Consider the following 16,251-nt stretch of genomic DNA (forward strand, 5'->3'; position numbering starts at 1 on the left):
CCGTCATGATTCTGCCTTGGCTAATCCTGATCCCCTTCATCGGCGGCATGCTGTGCTGGATGGGTGAGCGCTTCGGCGCTACCCTCCCCCGCTGGATTGCGCTGTTGACCATGACCCTGGAACTCGCGCTCGGCCTCTGGCTGTGGGCCCACGGTGACTATTCATTTGCTCCGGCGCCTGGCGCCGATCCGACCTGGGCGCTTGAGTTCAAGCACATCTGGATCGAGCGCTTCGGCATCAGCGTGCACCTGGCCCTCGACGGCCTGTCGCTGCTGATGATCCTGCTGACCGGTCTGCTGGGTATCCTCTCGGTACTCTGCTCGTGGAAAGAGATCCAGCGTCACGTTGGTTTCTTCCACTTGAACCTGATGTGGATCCTGGGCGGTGTCGTCGGCGTGTTCCTCGCCCTCGACCTGTTCATGTTCTTCTTCTTCTGGGAAATGATGCTGGTGCCGATGTACTTCCTCATCGCGCTCTGGGGTCACAGTTCTTCGGACGGCAAGAAAACCCGGATCTACGCGGCGACCAAGTTCTTCATCTTCACTCAGGCTTCCGGCCTGATCATGCTGGTGGCGATCCTGGGTCTGGTACTGGTCAACTTCAACAGCACGGGCGTGATCACGTTCAACTACGCCGACCTGTTGAAAACCAAGATGTCGCTCACTACCGAGTACATCCTGATGCTCGGCTTCTTCATCGCCTTCGCGGTGAAGCTGCCGGTCGTACCGTTCCACTCCTGGTTGCCTGACGCTCACGCCCAGGCGCCAACAGCAGGTTCGGTCGACCTGGCCGGTATCTTGTTGAAGACGGCTGCTTACGGTCTGCTGCGTTTCGCCCTGCCGCTGTTCCCGAATGCCTCGGCCGAGTTTGCGCCGATCGCCATGACCCTCGGTCTGATCGGGATCTTCTACGGTGCGTTCCTGGCCTTTGCACAAACCGACATCAAGCGTCTGATTGCCTACTCTTCCGTTTCCCACATGGGCTTCGTGTTGATCGGCATCTACTCCGGCAGCCAACTGGCGCTGCAGGGTGCGGTGATGCAGATGCTGGCGCACGGTCTGTCGGCGGCGGCACTCTTTATCCTCAGCGGTCAGCTGTACGAGCGCACCCACACCCGCGACATGCGTGAAATGGGTGGCCTGTGGTCGAAGATTGCTTACCTGCCGGCCATCAGCCTGTTCTTCGCAGCCGCGTCCCTGGGCTTGCCGGGTACCGGTAACTTCGTCGGTGAGTTCCTGATCCTGATCGGCTCGTTCCCTGGTGCCCCATGGATCACCATCATCGCGACGTCCGGCCTGGTGTTCGGTTCGGTCTACTCGCTGATCATGATCCACCGTGCGTACTTCGGTCCGGCCAAATCGGACGCGGTGTTGCATGGCATGGATGGTCGCGAACTGATCATGGTGGTCGGTCTGGCGGCATTGCTGATTTACATCGGCGTGTACCCGCAACCGTTCCTCGATACCTCTGCTGCGACGATGCATGGCGTGCAGCAATGGCTCGGCACCGCCTTCACTCAACTCGCTTCGGCCCGGTAAGAGCGCTATGGAATTCACGACTCAACACTTTATCGCGCTTGCGCCGTTGTTGATCACCAGCGCCACGATCATCGTGGTGATGCTGGCGATTGCCTGGCGCCGCAACCACTCGCAGACCTTCCTGATTTCCGTGGCGGGTCTGAACCTGGCGTTGCTGTCGATCCTGCCAGCCTTGAAGGTCGCGCCTCTGGCCGTGACCCCGTTGCTGCAGATCGACACCTTCGCCTGCCTGTACATGGCGCTGATCCTGGTCGCCACCCTCGCTTGTGTCACCCTCGCCCACGCCTACCTCGGCGATGGCGGTTCGGGTTACCCGGGCAACCGTGAAGAACTTTACCTGCTGATCCTGATGGCCGCCGCCGGTGGCCTCGTGCTGGTCAGCGCGCAGCACCTGGCCGGGTTGTTCATCGGTCTGGAACTGCTCTCGGTACCGGTCTACGGTCTGGTGGCTTACGCCTTCTTCAACAAGCGCTCGCTGGAAGCCGGTATCAAGTACATGGTGCTGTCGGCCGCCGGTTCCGCGTTCCTGCTGTTCGGTATGGCCCTGCTGTACGCTGACTCCGGCAGCCTGAGCTTCGTCGGTATCGGCCAGGCACTGGCGGCTACGGGTCTGCCAAGCTCCCTGGCGCAACTGGGCCTGGGCATGATGCTGATCGGTCTGGCGTTCAAGCTGTCGCTGGTACCGTTCCACCTCTGGACCCCGGACGTTTACGAAGGTGCTCCGGCACCGGTGGCCGCGTTCCTGGCCACCGCTTCGAAAGTGGCTGTGTTTGCAGTGATGGTGCGTCTGTTCCAGATCTCGCCAGCGGCGAGCAGCGGTGTGCTGAGCGACGTGCTGACCATCATCGCCATCGCGTCGATCCTGTTCGGTAACCTGCTGGCCCTGACCCAGAGCAACCTCAAGCGTCTGCTGGGTTACTCGTCCATCGCTCACTTCGGTTACCTGCTGATCGCCCTGGTGGCGAGCAAGGGTCTGGCCGTGGAAGCCATCGGCGTGTACCTGGTCACCTACGTGATCACCAGCCTCGGCGCGTTCGGCGTGATCACGCTGATGTCCTCGCCGTACAACGGCCGTGACGCGGACGCCCTGTACGAATACCGCGGCCTGTTCTGGCGCCGTCCGTACCTGACCGCCGTCCTGACTGTGATGATGCTGTCCCTGGCCGGTATCCCGCTGACCGCGGGCTTCATCGGCAAGTTCTACATCATCGCCACCGGTGTCGAGTCGCACCAATGGTGGCTGGTCGGTTCCCTGGTACTGGGCAGCGCCATCGGCGTCTTCTACTACCTGCGCGTTATGGTCACCCTGTACCTGATCGAGCCGAACCTGCGTCGCCACGATGCGCAACTGCACTGGGAACAAAAGGCAGGCGGCGTGATGCTGCTGGCCATCGCGCTGGTGGCATTCTTCCTCGGCGTGTACCCACAACCGCTGCTGACTCTGGTTCAGCAGGCAGGTCTGACGGGCTGATCGCGTAGCGATACTCGGTAGAAAACAGAAACGGCACCTTCGGGTGCCGTTTTTGCGTTTTGGGGGATTGCTCTCCCCTTTCTCGGAAAGGGACTTCAAACACATCGGCATCGGCTGACATCCGGTTGCCGCTGCTGAACGTTAGCGTGGGGAGAGTTAATCAGGAGCAAACAATGAAGAGAGAAGCATCGGATCCGGGCAGTGATGTTGCCAAACAAAGTCGAACCTCTACGCGATTTGTTCATGTGGGGAAGCCTTTCCGAGACCGTATTGGCGTGATGAAAGCCAAATTGGTTGTCCCAGAAGAGTTCGACGAGCCTCTGCCTGACGATATATTCGATAGTTTTGAAGCCTCTATGGAATGAGGAAAGACCTCGAACATCACCACCGCGACCCATTCGACCGTCTTATCGTTGCAATCGCCATGACGGAACCGATGAAGCTACTTACCGCAGACCCATTGGTTGCCAAGTACACAGACCTGGCAATTCTGGTTTAACCCTCCCGTCTCTCCCCTCTCCTCCCCGATATCCAGAATTGCCTCGCGGTTGAATCAGCCGCGTCCTACATCCCGATCCTGCCTTCGACTTTAACGTAATGACTTGACCGAATTGGCAGGCACTGAAAGCCTTGACCTATTCGACTCTTGTGATAGAAATATACGCAGGTAACGTACAGAATATGGACGCTCTTTTTATCGAATTACCCGTATTTCAAAAACATCGAAGCGACTACCTGGAAGATGAACTGTTTCACCGGTTCCAACAGGAGCTGCTGCAAAACCCGGAAGCGGGGGATGTCGTCGAAGGCACCGGAGGTCTGCGCAAGATTCGAGTGGTGGATGAGCGGCGAAACAAAGGCAAGCCCGGCGGACTGAGGGTGATTTATTACTGGTGGTCCGGCTTCGACCAGTTCTGGCTTTTTACCCTGTACGGCAAACACGAGCAGGACAATCTGACGACACAACAGAAAAAACTGCTTAAAGAAATGCTTTATCGAGAAATCAAAGCGAGAACGAGCGATGAAACGTGACATTTTTTCCGAACTGATGGATGGCCTCGAAGCCCTGGCGGATGAGCGCCAAGGCAAAATCACTTTGCGAACCCACAAGGTTCAGTTGCCAAAACTGGTGCCCATCACTGCCGAGGAAGTGGTAGCCATCCGCCAACAGCTCAACCTCTCCCGGTCAGTATTTGCGATGTATCTGCGCACCAACACCCGAACCCTCGAGAACTGGGAACAGGGACGGGCAATACCCAATGCCCAGGCCACGACACTGATCCGTCTGGTTGAGCGTTTTCCGCAGACGATTGAACAACTCGCAGCCTTGACCTGAACCGTCGAGGTTCCAACGATGCTGGTTCGGCTGGATAAATTTGATACCTGGAATGCCCCATCGCGATCCGACTTGCCCGCGATGACGGACTATCCGGCACAAACAAAAACGGCACCTTTCGGTGCCGTTCGCCTTTCTCGGTACAGAAGCTTACTTGCGTGCGTCCGCCCACGACTTCAACAGCTCGTTGTAGTTCACGGTTTCACCCTTGGGCTTCTCGTTCGCCAGTTTCGGCTTCGGTGCACCCGGCTGATCAAACCAGTACTGAGCATCGCGCTCCGGGTTCATTTTCGGTGCACAGGTGGCTTGCGCCTTCGAGCGTTCCAGACGCGCCATGATCGCGTCCTGATCCTTGGCCAGGCCATCCAGCGCCTGTTGCGGAGTCTTCTCGCCGCTGGCCGCTTCCGCGATGTGGCTCCACCACAGTTGTGCCAACCGTGGATAGTCCGGCACGTTGGTCCCGGTCGGGGTCCATTGCACGCGGGCCGGGCTGCGATAGAACTCGACCAGACCACCGAGTTTCGGCGCCAGGTCGGTCATGGCTTGCGAGTTGATGTCCGACTCACGAATCGGCGTCAGGCCGACGATGGTTTTCTTCAGCGAGACGGTTTTCGACGTCACGAATTGCGCATAGAGCCAAGCCGCCAGTTTCTGCTTCTCAGGCGTGGATTTCATGAACGTCCAGGAACCCACGTCCTGATACCCCAGCTTCATGCCCTCCTCCCAATACGGTCCGCGGGGTGATGGCGCCATGCGCCATTTCGGCGTGCCGTCGGCGTTCATTACCGGCAGGCCCGGTTTGGTCATGTCGGCGGTGAATGCGGTGTACCAAAAAATCTGCTGGGCGATGTTGCCCTGGGACGGCACCGGGCCGGATTCGGAGAAGGTCATGCCCGCCGCTTCCGGTGGTGCGTAGGCTTTGAGCCAGTCCACGTATTTCTGCGTCGCATAGACCGCCGCCGGGCCGTTGGTGTCGCCGCCACGGGTCACGCTGGAACCGACCGGGTGGCAATTCTCGACACGAATGCCCCACTCGTCCACCGGCAAACCATTGGGGATGCCTTTGTCGCCGGCACCGGCCATGGAGAACCAGGCATCGGTAAAGCGCCAGCCGAGTGACGGGTCTTTTTTGCCGTAGTCCATGTGCCCGTAGACACGCTTGCCGTCGATTTCCTTGACGTCTTCGCTGAAGAACTTGGCGATGTCTTCATAGGCCGACCAGTTCACCGGCACGCCCAATTCGTAGCCGTATTTTTCCTTGAACTTGGCTTTGAGCTCTGGCCGTTCGAACCAGTCGGCGCGGAACCAGTACAGGTTGGCGAACTGCTGGTCAGGCAATTGATAGATCTTGCCGTCCGGCGCAGTGGTGAACGAGATGCCGATAAAGTCCTTGAGGTCCAGGGTCGGCGAGGTGAAGTTCTTGCCTTCGTTGGCCATCAGGTCGGTGATCGATTCGGTCTTGCCGTAGCGAAAGTGCGTACCGATCAGGTCCGAGTCGTTGACCCAGCCGTCATAGATGTTTTTGTCCGACTGCATTTGAGTCTGCAGCTTTTCCACCACGTCGCCTTCCTGCAGCAGGTCGTGGGTCAGCTTGATCCCGGTGATCTCGGTGAAAGCCTTGGCCAGCGTTTTGGATTCATATTCGTGGGTCGCAATGGTTTCCGAAACCACCTTGATGCTCATCCCGCGAAACGGCTCGGCGGCCTTGATGAACCACTTCAACTCCTCAAGCTGCTGCTCTGGCGTGAGGGTGGACGGTTTGAACTCGCTGCCAATCCATTTCTTGGCAGCGTCTTCATAGGCATCGGCCCAGGCCGAAGCGCTCAGACCGCTGAGTGCCAGCATGGCTGCCAATGAAATGCTATGTCGCAGCTTATTGTTTTTGTCGAACATAGAGACCTCCTGTTTGAGTTTCGGAGCAACATTGCCGATCGATTTCGACTAGCCCCAACGCATCACAGCCAACAGCCACACCAGGGACAACGCGAACGCAACCCAGATGCTCCAGTCGGTGACGCCGATTACCAGCAAATGCAGGTAGGCGCTGCCGAGAAGACCGATAAACAACCGATCGCCACGGGTGGTGGCAATCGGCAGAAAACCACGCCGAGGGACACTCGGCGAACGTAATTCCCAAGTCGTCATGCCCGCCAGGATCAGGCCAATGGCGATGAAGAACGCCGCAGTGGGGACAGTCCAGCTCATCCATTCCATCATCAGCTCCTCAGACCCGGCCCAGGGCAAAGCCCTTGGCCACGTGGTTGCGAACAAACCAGATCACCAGCATGCCGGGCAGGATGGTCAACACCCCCGCCGCCGCCAGCACACCCCAGTCGATGCCCGACGCCGAGACCGTGCGCGTCATCACTGCCGCAATCGGTTTGGCGTTTACCGACGTCAACGTTCGCGCCAGTAGCAGCTCGACCCAGGAAAACATGAAGCAGAAGAACGCCGTGACGCCGATCCCGGAGCCGATCAGCGGGACAAAAATCTTCACGAAGAACTTGGGGAAACTGTAGCCGTCAATGTAGGCGGTTTCGTCGATTTCCTTCGGAACCCCAGACATGAAGCCTTCCAGAATCCAAACCGCCAGCGGCACGTTAAACAGGCAATGGGCCAGGGCCACGGCGATGTGCGTGTCGAACAGACCGATCGAGGAGTACAGCTGGAAGAACGGCAGCAGGAACACCGCCGGCGGCGCCATGCGGTTGGTCAGCAGCCAGAAAAACAGGTGCTTGTCACCGAGAAAGCGGTAGCGCGAAAACGCGTACGCCGCCGGCAACGCCACGCTCAGGGAAATGATCGTGTTCAGGCTCACGTAGTACAGCGAGTTGAGGTAACCGGTGTACCAGGCCGGATCGGTGAAGATCACTTTGTAATTGGCGAAGGTGAAATCTTGCGGGAACAACGTCAGGCCGCTGAGGATTTCGGTGTTACTTTTGAAGGACATGTTCAGCAGCCAGTAGATCGGCACCAGCAGGAACAGGATGTAGATCAGCAGTGGAATCAGCTTTCTCTTGCTCATGATGGGCCTCAGCGGTTGGCGTCAGAGTGAGTCATGGCGGTGTAGAACAGCCAGGACACCAACAGGATGATCAGGAAGTACACCAGCGAGAAAGCCGCCGCGGGGCCGAGGTCGAACTGCCCGATGGCCATTTGCGTCAGGGTCTGGCTGAGGAAAGTCGTGGCATTCCCCGGTCCACCGCCCGTGAGTACGAACGGCTCGGTGTAGATCATGAAACTGTCCATGAACCGCAGCATCACCGCGATCAGCAGCACGCTCTTGAGCTTGGGCAGCTGGATATGTCGGAAAACCGCCCAGGCCGATGCCCGATCAATCCGCGCTGCCTGGTAGTACACGTCCGGAATCGCCCGCAACCCGGAGAAGCACAACAGCGCCACCAGCGACGTCCAGTGCCAGACATCCATTACCAACACCGTGACCCAGGCGTCCATGGTGTTGGCCGCGTAGTTGTAGTTGATGCCCATGGCCTTGAGGCTGGCACCGAGCAGACCGATGTCGGCCCGACCGAAAATCTGCCAGATCGTCCCGACCACGTTCCACGGGATCAGCAGCGGAATCGCCAGGATAATCAGCACCAGCGACGACCAGCGGCCCTTGGTCGGCATGGTCAGGGCGATGCCGATGCCCAGCGGGATTTCGATCAGCAATACGCAGGCGGAATAGATGAATTGCCGCAGCAGCGAGTCGTGCAGGCGTGGATCAAGCAGAACCTGCTTGTACCAGTCGGCGCCGACGAAGTAGCGGCTGGACTGGTCAAAGATGTCCTGCACCGAGTAGTTGACCACGGTCATCATCGGGATCACCGCACTGAACGCCACCAGCAGAAACACCGGCAGGACCAGCCACCAGGCCTTGTTGTTCTGCACCTTGTTCATGGCTGCACCCCATTATTGGCTTGCGCTTCCAGCAGATAATCGTCGGCATAGACCATCAACCACTGTGCCGGGAAGCTGATCCAGGCCGTGCCTTCCGGCACCGGTTTGTCTTCGGCCAGTCGCACTTTCAACGGCGCGCCGTCGAGGTTCAGCGTCATGATCTTGTAGGTGCCGAGGTCTTCGACGTGTATGACCTTTGCCTGCATCGCGTCATCGAACGGCTCGTCCCACACATGGACGAACTCGGGACGGATGCCGACCTTCAGGTTTTTCCATTCCGACTCGGCGATGCGTTTCTGTTGCGCGTCGGACAACGGCAGATGCGTCGACGCAAACCCGACTCCGCCCGGTTGCGGCTGCACCTCGATCAGGTTCATCCCCGGACTGCCGATGAAATAGCCGACAAACGTGTGGCTCGGCCGCTCGAACAACTCGCGCGGGGTGCCGAATTGCACGATCTGCCCGCCGTACATCACCGCAATCTTGTCGGCGAAAGTCGAAGCCTCCAGCTGATCGTGGGTGACGTAGACCATGGTGATGTTGAACTGCTCGTGGATCTGCTTGAGCTTGCGTCGCAGCTTCCACTTCAGGTGTGGGTCGATCACGGTCAGAGGTTCATCAAACAGGATCGCCGAGACATCGTCGCGTACCAGCCCTCGACCCATGGAGACTTTCTGTTTTTCATCGGCGGTGAGGTTGCGCGCCTTTTTGCTCAGCAACGCCTGAAGGTCGAGGACTTCGGCGATTTCCTGCACCTTGCTGTGAATTTTCGCCTCGGCCATGCCCTGATTACGCAGCGGGAAGGCCAGGTTGTCGAACACCGTCATGGTGTCGTAGACCACCGGAAACTGGAAAACCTGGGCGATGTTGCGCTTCTCGGGGGTCAGGTCGTTGACCACTTTGCTGTCGAACAGCACCTGGCCCTGGGACGGACTGAGCAACCCGGAAATGATGTTGAGCAACGTCGACTTGCCACAGCCCGAAGGCCCGAGCAAGGCATAAGCCCCGCCCTGCTCCCAGACGTGGTCCATCTCGCGGATCGCGTAATCCTCGGGACCGGCCGGCGTGCTGGTGTAGCTGTGGGCGAGGTTCTGCAAACGGATTTCGGCCATCAGGCAACCCTCGCGATGCGGCGACCGGGCGCCTGGACAAGCCGCCCCTGCGCATCGAACACAAACAATTTATGGGTCGGGATATAGATCCGGATCGGCGCATCGACGTCGTATTCGTGGACGCCGGGCAGGTGCAGCACCAACAGGAAATGCTCGTTGCGCACGTGCAGGAAGGTTTCCGAACCGCTGATCTCGGCCACCTCGACGGTCACCGCGAGTTCGAGGTCATCGTCGTTGCTCGGCACCAGCGAGATATGGCTCGGACGCACGCCAAAGCGGAACTCGCCCTCGCCGACCGGGCGCAAATCAACGTTCAACGGAAAGTGCACGAAATTGGCGAAGCTCACTTCGTTGCCGGCGATGCGGCCCGGCATCAGGTTGATCGGCGGTTCGGAAAACAATTCGGCGGCCAGCACCGTTTGTGGCTGGTGATAGACCTCGGAGGATTTGCCGCTCTGGATCACCCGGCCTTCGTGAAGAATGGTGGTGGTGCCGCCCAGGGCCAAGGCTTCGTTGGGTTCGGTGGTGGCGTAGATGGCAATGGTGTGCCGAGCCTTGAACAGCTCACGCATTTCCTGACGCAGTTCTTCGCGCAACTTGTAGTCGAGGTTGACCAGCGGCTCGTCGAACAGGATCAGCTCGGCATCCTTGACCAACGCCCGGGCCATCGCGGTGCGCTGTTGCTGGCCGCCGGAGAGTTCCAGCGGATAACGCTGGAGGAATTTCTCGATGCGCAGCATTTTGGCGGTTTCCAGCACTTTGCTCTGGATCAGCTCATTGGAGACACCGCCCTGGCGCAAGGGCGAGGCGATGTTCTCGAACACGGTCATGGTCGGGTAATTGATGAACTGCTGATAGACCATCGACACATTGCGCAAGCGCACCGGGCGTTGCGTGACATCGACGCCGTTCATCAGGATGCGGCCGCTGTCGGGCTTGTCCAGGCCGGCCATCAGGCGCATGAGACTGGTTTTGCCGGACAGCGTGCGCCCGAGCAAAACGTTGAAGGATCCGGGTTCAAAACTAAGGCACGCATCGTCGATCCAGGTCTGGCCCTCGACGGTACGGCTGACGTGCTCCAGGGTTAATGACATGGCTCGGCCTTTTTATTATTTGGAGTCAAGCGACCGGAGCAGTAGAGCGAGCTTCATGCCAGAAATTGCAAGCTGTTGATCTGGTTTGAAAATCCTTCAATCGGAGGAAAAACCGCGTTCGTTGCTGAACAGAAATGAACAACCGCGACTGAACAATTGAACAATCCACCCGTTGACAATGAACAATAGTGAACAACACTCTACGGAGGGTTTTGCGACACGATTATTCTGATCCCCCGCGGTCGTGTAGCAGCTGGCGCAGCCTGCGTTCGGCGACGCAGTCGTCGTAAAACCTGTATACGCGGTGATCCTGATACACCGCGGAGCCTGATTTCACGACGACTGCGTCGCCGAACGCAGGCTTCGCCAGCTGCTACAAAGATCGCGTCAGACACTGGCGTCAGGTAAAAACAAACAACGCGTTTACTCATAACAAAAATAATAATGCTCAGAGATCGACTGCCATGGCCGTACCTGCCTCGCCGCTCTCCCACGACGCCATCATCCAGGACTCCTGGTCCCGATGCCGTGCGTTCGGCCTCAATCATCAAAGCGCACCGGCGTTCGACCAGTTGCCGGCCGAGGGCATCGCCCAGTTGCTGGAGAGCCAGCATTCTTTGGTGCAGACCACGCATCAAGAAGTTCTGCCGTACTACGAGAACATCCTGAGCAATTCCAACTGCCTGATCATGCTCGCCGACAATCAGGGCCAGGTGCTGACGTCCTGGGGCACCCAGCGTTTTATCGAGCCGGGCCTGACCCGCGGTTTCAGCGCCGGCGCCAGCTGGATGGAGCGTTGCAGCGGCACCAATGCGATCGGTACCGCGCTGGCCTGCGAGCAGGCGGTGCACATCGAGCACGATGAACATTTCCTCAAGGCCAACCGCTTCATGACCGGTTCCGCCGCGCCGATTTTCGATGCCGAGCGCAAGGTGATCGCGGTGTTGGACGTGTCCAGCGACAGCTACCTGCCGCCGTCTCATACCCTCGGCATGGTCAAGATGATGAGTCAAACGGTGGAAAACCGGCTGATCCTCAACCTCTTTCACGGACAGCATTTCCAACTGACCTTCAACACCGGACTGAACAACCTCGACAGCCAATGGGCCGGTTTGCTGATCTTCGATGAAACCGGTCAGGTGCTGTCGGCTAACCGGCGGGCCGACAATCTGTTGGGCATCAGCCTGTCGCGGGTCAGCGTCGAGAGCCTGTTCAAGGTGTCGTTGCTGGAACTGCTGAATCAGCCCGATGACCTGCCCTTTGCGCTGCAAGCCTCCGGGCGCAACCGCTTTCAATGCCTGTTGAAACGGCCGAAACAGGTGCCGATTCAGGCTCGCGTCTTCGTAGAACCTGCTGTTGCCGTGCCCGCTGCAATCAGCCTCAACACCTTGCATTTCGGCGACAGTCGCGTGGAAAAAGCCGTGCGCCAGGCCGAACGTTTGCTGGAAAAAGACATTCCGCTGTTGATCCACGGGGAAACCGGGGTCGGCAAGGAAGTCTTCGTCAAAGCCTTGCATCAGGCCAGCTCCCGGAGCAAACAGTCGTTCATCGCCGTCAACTGTGCAGCGATCCCCGCCGAACTGGTGGAATCCGAGCTGTTTGGCTACGAAAAAGGCGCGTTCACCGGCGCCAATCAGAAAGGCAGCATCGGGCTGATCCGCAAGGCGGACAAAGGCACCCTGTTCCTTGATGAAATCGGTGACATGCCGTTGCCGACCCAGGCCCGACTTTTAAGGGTTTTGCAGGAGCGTTGCGTGCAGCCGGTGGGCAGCAGCGAGTTGTTCCCGGTGGACATTCGCATCATTTCCGCCACCAACCGCTCGTTGCGCGAGCAGGTGCAGCTCGGGCGGTTTCGCGAGGATCTTTATTACCGGATCGGCGGTTTGACCCTGGAATTGCCGCCACTCAGGGAACGCAGCGACAAGCAGGCGCTGTTCAAGCGCTTGTGGGAGCAGCATCGCGAGCCATCGCAATGGGCGGGGTTGAGCCGGGAGGTGATGGAGTTGTTCGGTCGGCATCCGTGGCCGGGGAATTTAAGGCAGGTCAGCAGCGTGATGCAGGTGGCACTGGCCATGGCCGAGGAACAACCGGTGCGGCCGGAGCATTTGCCGGATGATTTTTTTGTCGATCTGGAGATGGAACCGGTGGATTCACCGGAGCCGATGGCGGTGGATTTGAATGATGTGGAGGATTTGAATCGGCAGTTGCAGGCGGCTGGGGGGAATATCTCCCATTTGGCCCGACGGCTCGGGGTTAGCCGCAATACCCTTTACAAGCGGTTGCGCCAGGCTGAGTGATGATTAAACCGCAGTGGCGGTGTTCGGCTTGAGACCATTCGCGGGCAAGCCTCGCTCCTACAGGGACCGCGCCGTTCGCCAAACCGTGAACGACGCGGTCCCTGTAGGAGCGAGGCTTGCCCGCGAAAGCGTCAGCCGAGGCACCGCTGCATTTAAGCCCTCCCCAAAAACAAAAACCCGCACAAGGCGGGTTCTGTTTTGCATCAAACGTGCAGCAATCAGTCAGCCAATCGCCAGGTCGTACCACCCTTCCCGTCTTCCAGCACCACGCCCATCGCGGTCAACTGGTCGCGGATACGGTCGGACTCAGCCCAGTCCTTACCAGCACGAGCTGCCAGACGCGCAGCAATCAGCGCATCAACCTCAGCCGCATCCACTCGCCCTTCGGCGCCGGCCTGCAGGAAGTCATCCGCCTCAAGCTGCAACACGCCCAGCACACTCGCCAATTCCTTCAAGCGCGCCGCCAGACCCGCCGCTGCATCGAGATCGCTCTCACGCAAACGGTTGATCTCGCGAACCATCTCGAACAGCACCGCGCAGGCTTCCGGCGTGCCGAAGTCGTCGTTCATCACCTGAGTGAAACGCTCGACAAAGGCTTCGCCGCCAGCCGGCGCCACGTTCGGCAGGCCTTTCAACGCGTGGTAGAAACGCTCGAGTGCGCCTTTGGCGTCCTTGAGGTTGTCTTCCGAATAGTTGATCGCGCTGCGGTAGTGGCTCGACACCAGCAGGTAACGCACGACTTCCGGGTGGTACTTTTCCAGCACGTCGCGAATGGTGAAGAAGTTGTTCAAGGACTTGGACATCTTCTCGCCATTGATGCGAATCATGCCGCAATGCATCCACGCGTTGGCGTAGGTCTTGCCGGTGGCCGCTTCGCTCTGGGCGATTTCGTTTTCGTGGTGCGGGAACTCGAGGTCGCTGCCGCCGCCATGAATATCGAAGGTCTCGCCCAGGCAGCAGGTCGACATTACCGAGCACTCGATGTGCCAGCCCGGACGACCGTCGCCCCATGGCGAAGCCCAGCTCGGCTCGCCCGGCTTGGCGCCTTTCCACAATACGAAGTCCAGCGGGTCCTGTTTCGACTCGTCGACTTCGATGCGGGCGCCGATGCGCAGGTCTTCGATCTTCTTGCGCGACAGCTTGCCGTAGCCCATGAACTTGGCGACGCGGTAGTACACGTCGCCATTGCCCGGGGCGTAGGCATAACCCTTGTCGATCAGCGTCTGGATCATGGTCTGCATGCCAGCGATGTGATCGGTGGCCCGCGGTTCCATGTCCGGCTTGAGGATATTGAGGCGCGCCTCATCCTCGTGCATCGCGGTGATCATGCGCTCGGTCAGCACGTCGAACGGCTCGCCGTTCTCCTTGGCCCGATTGATGATCTTGTCTTCAATGTCGGTGATGTTGCGCACGTAGGTCAGGTTGTAACCGCTGAACCGCAACCAGCGGGTCACCAGGTCAAACGCGACCATGCTGCGGCCGTGGCCAATGTGGCAGTAGTCGTACACGGTCATCCCGCAGACGTACATGCGCACATTGTTGCCATCCAGCGGCTTGAACACTTCTTTGCTCTTGGTGAGCGTGTTGTAGATCGTAAGCACTTTAGTTTGCCTATTCATCAAAGCCGGTCAGGCCTGTAATCACTGGCCCCACGAATCACGCAAGGTCACGGTACGGTTGAACACCGGAGCACCTGGTTTCGAGTCCTTGATATCCGCGCAGAAGTAACCTTCGCGCTCGAACTGGAAACGGTCTTCCGGCTGTGCATTGCCCAGCGAAGGCTCGGCACGACAACCAGTGAGTACTTGCAGCGAGTCAGGGTTGATGTTGTCCAGGAAACTGGCGCTGTCTTCGGCCTTCTCAGGGTTCGGCGAGCGGAACAGGCGATCGTACAGACGCACTTCACACTCGACGCTGGCCGCGGCCGGTACCCAGTGCACCACGCCTTTGACCTTGCGGCCTTCAGGGTTCTTGCCCAGGGTTTCCGGGTCGTAGGAGCAACGCAGTTCGACGATGTTGCCATCGGCGTCCTTGATCGCTTCGTCGGCGCGGATCACGTAGCTGCCGCGCAGACGCACTTCGCCAGCAGGCTCAAGCCGCTTGTAGCCTTTTGGCGGCTCTTCCATGAAGTCTTCACGGTCGATGTAAAGCTCACGGGCGAACGGCAGAATACGCACGCCCATGTCTTCTTTCGGGTGGCACGCCAATTCGAGGTTCTCGACCTGGCCTTCCGGGTAGTTGGTGATCACGACTTTCAGCGGACGCAGCACGCACATGGCACGCGGGGCGCTGTGGTCGAGGTCGTCGCGGATGCTGAATTCCAGCATGCCGAAGTCGACCACGCCGTCGGAACGGTTGGTGCCGACCATGTCGCAGAAGTTGCGGATCGATTTCGGCGTGTAGCCACGGCGGCGGAAGCCCGACAGCGTGGACATGCGCGGATCGTCCCAGCCGAAAACGTGCTTTTCATCGACCAGTTGCTTGAGCTTGCGCTTGCTGGTGATGGTGTAGTTCAGGTTCAGACGGCTGAACTCGTACTGACGCGGTTGCGCCGGCACGGGAAGGTTCTCGAGGAACCACTCGTACAGCGGACGGTGGCTTTCGAACTCCAGGGTGCAGATCGAGTGGGTGATGCCTTCGATGGCGTCAGACTGACCGTGGGTGAAGTCGTAGTTCGGGTAGATGCACCACTTGTCACCGGTCTGGTGGTGGTGGGCGTGACGGATGCGGTACATGATCGGGTCGCGCAGGTTCATGTTCGGCGAGGCCATATCGATCTTGGCCCGCAGCACGCGTGCGCCGTCCGGGAATTCGCCGGCACGCATGCGGGCGAACCAATCGAGGTTTTCTTCCACGGAACGATCACGGAACGGGCTGTTCTTGCCCGGCTCGGTGAGGCTGCCACGGTATTCCTTGGCCTGTTCAGGGCTCAGGTCGTCGACGTAGGCCTTGCCGGCCTTGATCAGCTCGACGGCCCAGTCGTGCAACTGGTCGAAATACTGCGAGGCGTAGCGCACTTCACCGGACCATTCGAAGCCCAGCCATTTGACGTCGCTTTCGATCGCGTCGATGTATTCCTGGTCTTCCTTGGCCGGGTTGGTGTCGTCGAAACGCAGGTGCGTGACGCCGCCAAATTCCTGGGCCAGGCCGAAGTTCACGCAAATCGACTTGGCGTGACCGATGTGCAGGTAGCCGTTGGGCTCAGGCGGGAAACGGGTGACGATCTGCGTGTGCTTACCCGAGTCCAGGTCCGCCTGGATGATCGGGCGCAGGAAATTGACCGGCACGGCAGGGCCGGTCTTGGAATTCGAGGTAGGGTCGACAGTGGGCTTGCTCATAGGATCCTTGAACGTACAAGTGCGCGGCCAGTTGGCCAAATCAAAGCGGCTGTTAAAACAAAGGGGCTTATCATAGCCGATGCCGTCAAGTCGCTGACAGTACAGGCCCGAAAACGGCTGCATTTAATCGGATGCAAATGAAAAACAGCCTCGAAATTCACGCCC

Annotated in this window: 14 protein-coding genes and 1 pseudogene; 7 read left to right on the forward strand and 8 right to left on the reverse strand. The window is 59.1% G+C overall.

Annotation, left to right across the window (positions count from 1 at the left end; all coding sequences use genetic code 11):
- Positions 1-5 precede the first annotated feature (5 nt).
- The 6 genes and pseudogenes from nuoM (at position 6) to ACA070_RS20000 (ending at position 4,345) form a co-directional block, all read left to right on the forward strand.
- Positions 6-1,538, forward strand: coding sequence for an NADH-quinone oxidoreductase subunit M (nuoM, locus tag ACA070_RS19975; RefSeq protein WP_497448028.1), 1,533 nt, complete (start codon positions 6-8; stop codon positions 1,536-1,538).
- A 7-nt stretch (positions 1,539-1,545) separates the two neighbouring features.
- Positions 1,546-3,009, forward strand: coding sequence for an NADH-quinone oxidoreductase subunit NuoN (gene nuoN / locus ACA070_RS19980; RefSeq protein WP_497448029.1), 1,464 nt, complete (start codon positions 1,546-1,548; stop codon positions 3,007-3,009).
- Positions 3,010-3,182: 173 nt separating this feature from the next.
- On the forward strand, positions 3,183-3,374 hold the full coding sequence (locus ACA070_RS19985; RefSeq protein WP_497448030.1) for a hypothetical protein: 192 nt from the start codon (positions 3,183-3,185) through the stop codon (positions 3,372-3,374).
- A gap of 2 nt (positions 3,375-3,376) precedes the next feature.
- Positions 3,377-3,508: pseudogene (locus ACA070_RS19990) on the forward strand (PIN domain nuclease); the annotation flags it as partial.
- Positions 3,509-3,690: 182 nt separating this feature from the next.
- Positions 3,691-4,041 (forward strand): toxin, encoded by a 351-nt coding sequence (locus ACA070_RS19995; protein ID WP_497448031.1) that lies wholly within the window; start codon positions 3,691-3,693, stop codon positions 4,039-4,041.
- Positions 4,031-4,345: a helix-turn-helix domain-containing protein gene (locus ACA070_RS20000; RefSeq protein WP_094468064.1), complete on the forward strand. Its 315-nt coding sequence runs from the start codon at positions 4,031-4,033 to the stop codon at positions 4,343-4,345. The genes ACA070_RS19995 and ACA070_RS20000 overlap by 11 nt, the downstream gene beginning before the upstream one ends.
- A gap of 150 nt (positions 4,346-4,495) precedes the next feature.
- On the opposite strand, the gene ACA070_RS20005 is transcribed toward ACA070_RS20000, so the two are convergent.
- From ACA070_RS20005 to ACA070_RS20030, 6 genes are read right to left on the reverse strand one after another with little or no spacing between them, the layout of a single operon-like run.
- Entirely contained in the window at positions 4,496-6,238 is a 1,743-nt protein-coding gene (locus tag ACA070_RS20005) for an ABC transporter substrate-binding protein (protein ID WP_497448032.1), read from the reverse strand.
- Between the two features lie 48 nt (positions 6,239-6,286).
- Positions 6,287-6,559, reverse strand: coding sequence for a DUF2160 domain-containing protein (locus ACA070_RS20010; protein ID WP_109629387.1), 273 nt, complete (start codon positions 6,557-6,559; stop codon positions 6,287-6,289).
- 10 nt (positions 6,560-6,569) lie between these two features.
- Positions 6,570-7,370, reverse strand: a complete 801-nt coding sequence (locus ACA070_RS20015) for a carbohydrate ABC transporter permease (RefSeq protein ID WP_131062347.1) — start codon at positions 7,368-7,370, stop codon at positions 6,570-6,572.
- 8 nt (positions 7,371-7,378) lie between these two features.
- Positions 7,379-8,245 carry a carbohydrate ABC transporter permease gene (locus ACA070_RS20020; RefSeq protein ID WP_497448033.1) on the reverse strand — a complete coding sequence of 289 codons (867 nt, stop codon included), beginning with the start codon at positions 8,243-8,245 and terminating at the stop codon, positions 7,379-7,381.
- On the reverse strand, positions 8,242-9,357 hold the full coding sequence (locus tag ACA070_RS20025; protein ID WP_497448034.1) for an ABC transporter ATP-binding protein: 1,116 nt from the start codon (positions 9,355-9,357) through the stop codon (positions 8,242-8,244). Before ACA070_RS20025 ends, ACA070_RS20020 begins: the two co-directional genes overlap by 4 nt.
- A complete protein-coding gene (locus ACA070_RS20030; protein ID WP_497294767.1) occupies positions 9,357-10,451 on the reverse strand; it encodes an ABC transporter ATP-binding protein in 1,095 nt (364 codons plus the stop codon). Before ACA070_RS20030 ends, ACA070_RS20025 begins: the two co-directional genes overlap by 1 nt.
- 464 nt (positions 10,452-10,915) lie before the next feature.
- Here ACA070_RS20030 and ACA070_RS20035 point away from each other — a divergent pair, with 464 nt between their 5' ends.
- Positions 10,916-12,748 carry a sigma-54-dependent Fis family transcriptional regulator gene (locus ACA070_RS20035; protein ID WP_497448035.1) on the forward strand — a complete coding sequence of 611 codons (1,833 nt, stop codon included), beginning with the start codon at positions 10,916-10,918 and terminating at the stop codon, positions 12,746-12,748.
- A 218-nt stretch (positions 12,749-12,966) separates the two neighbouring features.
- Here ACA070_RS20035 and cysS read toward each other — a convergent pair whose 3' ends face one another.
- The gene (gene cysS, locus ACA070_RS20040) at positions 12,967-14,349 is read right to left on the reverse strand and encodes a cysteine--tRNA ligase (protein WP_497451994.1); all 1,383 of its coding nucleotides are present in this window, start codon (positions 14,347-14,349) and stop codon (positions 12,967-12,969) included.
- A gap of 39 nt (positions 14,350-14,388) precedes the next feature.
- Entirely contained in the window at positions 14,389-16,086 is a 1,698-nt protein-coding gene (locus ACA070_RS20045; RefSeq protein WP_497448036.1) for a glutamine--tRNA ligase/YqeY domain fusion protein, read from the reverse strand.
- Between the last annotated feature and the right edge of the window lie 165 nt (positions 16,087-16,251).

The sequence above is a fragment of the Pseudomonas sp. LBUM1678 genome (genome assembly GCF_059695575.1).

What these genes read in the sequence shown, in the direction of transcription:
- nuoM (WP_497448028.1), top strand. Translation starts at nt 6, where the DNA reads ATGATTCTGCCTTGGCTAATCCTGATCCCCTTCATCGGCGGCATGCTG.
- nuoN (WP_497448029.1), top strand. Translation starts at nt 1,546, where the DNA reads ATGGAATTCACGACTCAACACTTTATCGCGCTTGCGCCGTTGTTGATC.
- ACA070_RS19985 (WP_497448030.1), top strand. Translation starts at nt 3,183, where the DNA reads ATGAAGAGAGAAGCATCGGATCCGGGCAGTGATGTTGCCAAACAAAGT.
- ACA070_RS19995 (WP_497448031.1), top strand. Translation starts at nt 3,691, where the DNA reads ATGGACGCTCTTTTTATCGAATTACCCGTATTTCAAAAACATCGAAGC.
- ACA070_RS20000 (WP_094468064.1), top strand. Translation starts at nt 4,031, where the DNA reads ATGAAACGTGACATTTTTTCCGAACTGATGGATGGCCTCGAAGCCCTG.
- ACA070_RS20005 (WP_497448032.1), bottom strand. Translation starts at nt 6,238, where the DNA reads ATGTTCGACAAAAACAATAAGCTGCGACATAGCATTTCATTGGCAGCC.
- ACA070_RS20010 (WP_109629387.1), bottom strand. Translation starts at nt 6,559, where the DNA reads ATGGAATGGATGAGCTGGACTGTCCCCACTGCGGCGTTCTTCATCGCC.
- ACA070_RS20015 (WP_131062347.1), bottom strand. Translation starts at nt 7,370, where the DNA reads ATGAGCAAGAGAAAGCTGATTCCACTGCTGATCTACATCCTGTTCCTG.
- ACA070_RS20020 (WP_497448033.1), bottom strand. Translation starts at nt 8,245, where the DNA reads ATGAACAAGGTGCAGAACAACAAGGCCTGGTGGCTGGTCCTGCCGGTG.
- ACA070_RS20025 (WP_497448034.1), bottom strand. Translation starts at nt 9,357, where the DNA reads ATGGCCGAAATCCGTTTGCAGAACCTCGCCCACAGCTACACCAGCACG.
- ACA070_RS20030 (WP_497294767.1), bottom strand. Translation starts at nt 10,451, where the DNA reads ATGTCATTAACCCTGGAGCACGTCAGCCGTACCGTCGAGGGCCAGACC.
- ACA070_RS20035 (WP_497448035.1), top strand. Translation starts at nt 10,916, where the DNA reads ATGGCCGTACCTGCCTCGCCGCTCTCCCACGACGCCATCATCCAGGAC.
- ACA070_RS20045 (WP_497448036.1), bottom strand. Translation starts at nt 16,086, where the DNA reads ATGAGCAAGCCCACTGTCGACCCTACCTCGAATTCCAAGACCGGCCCT.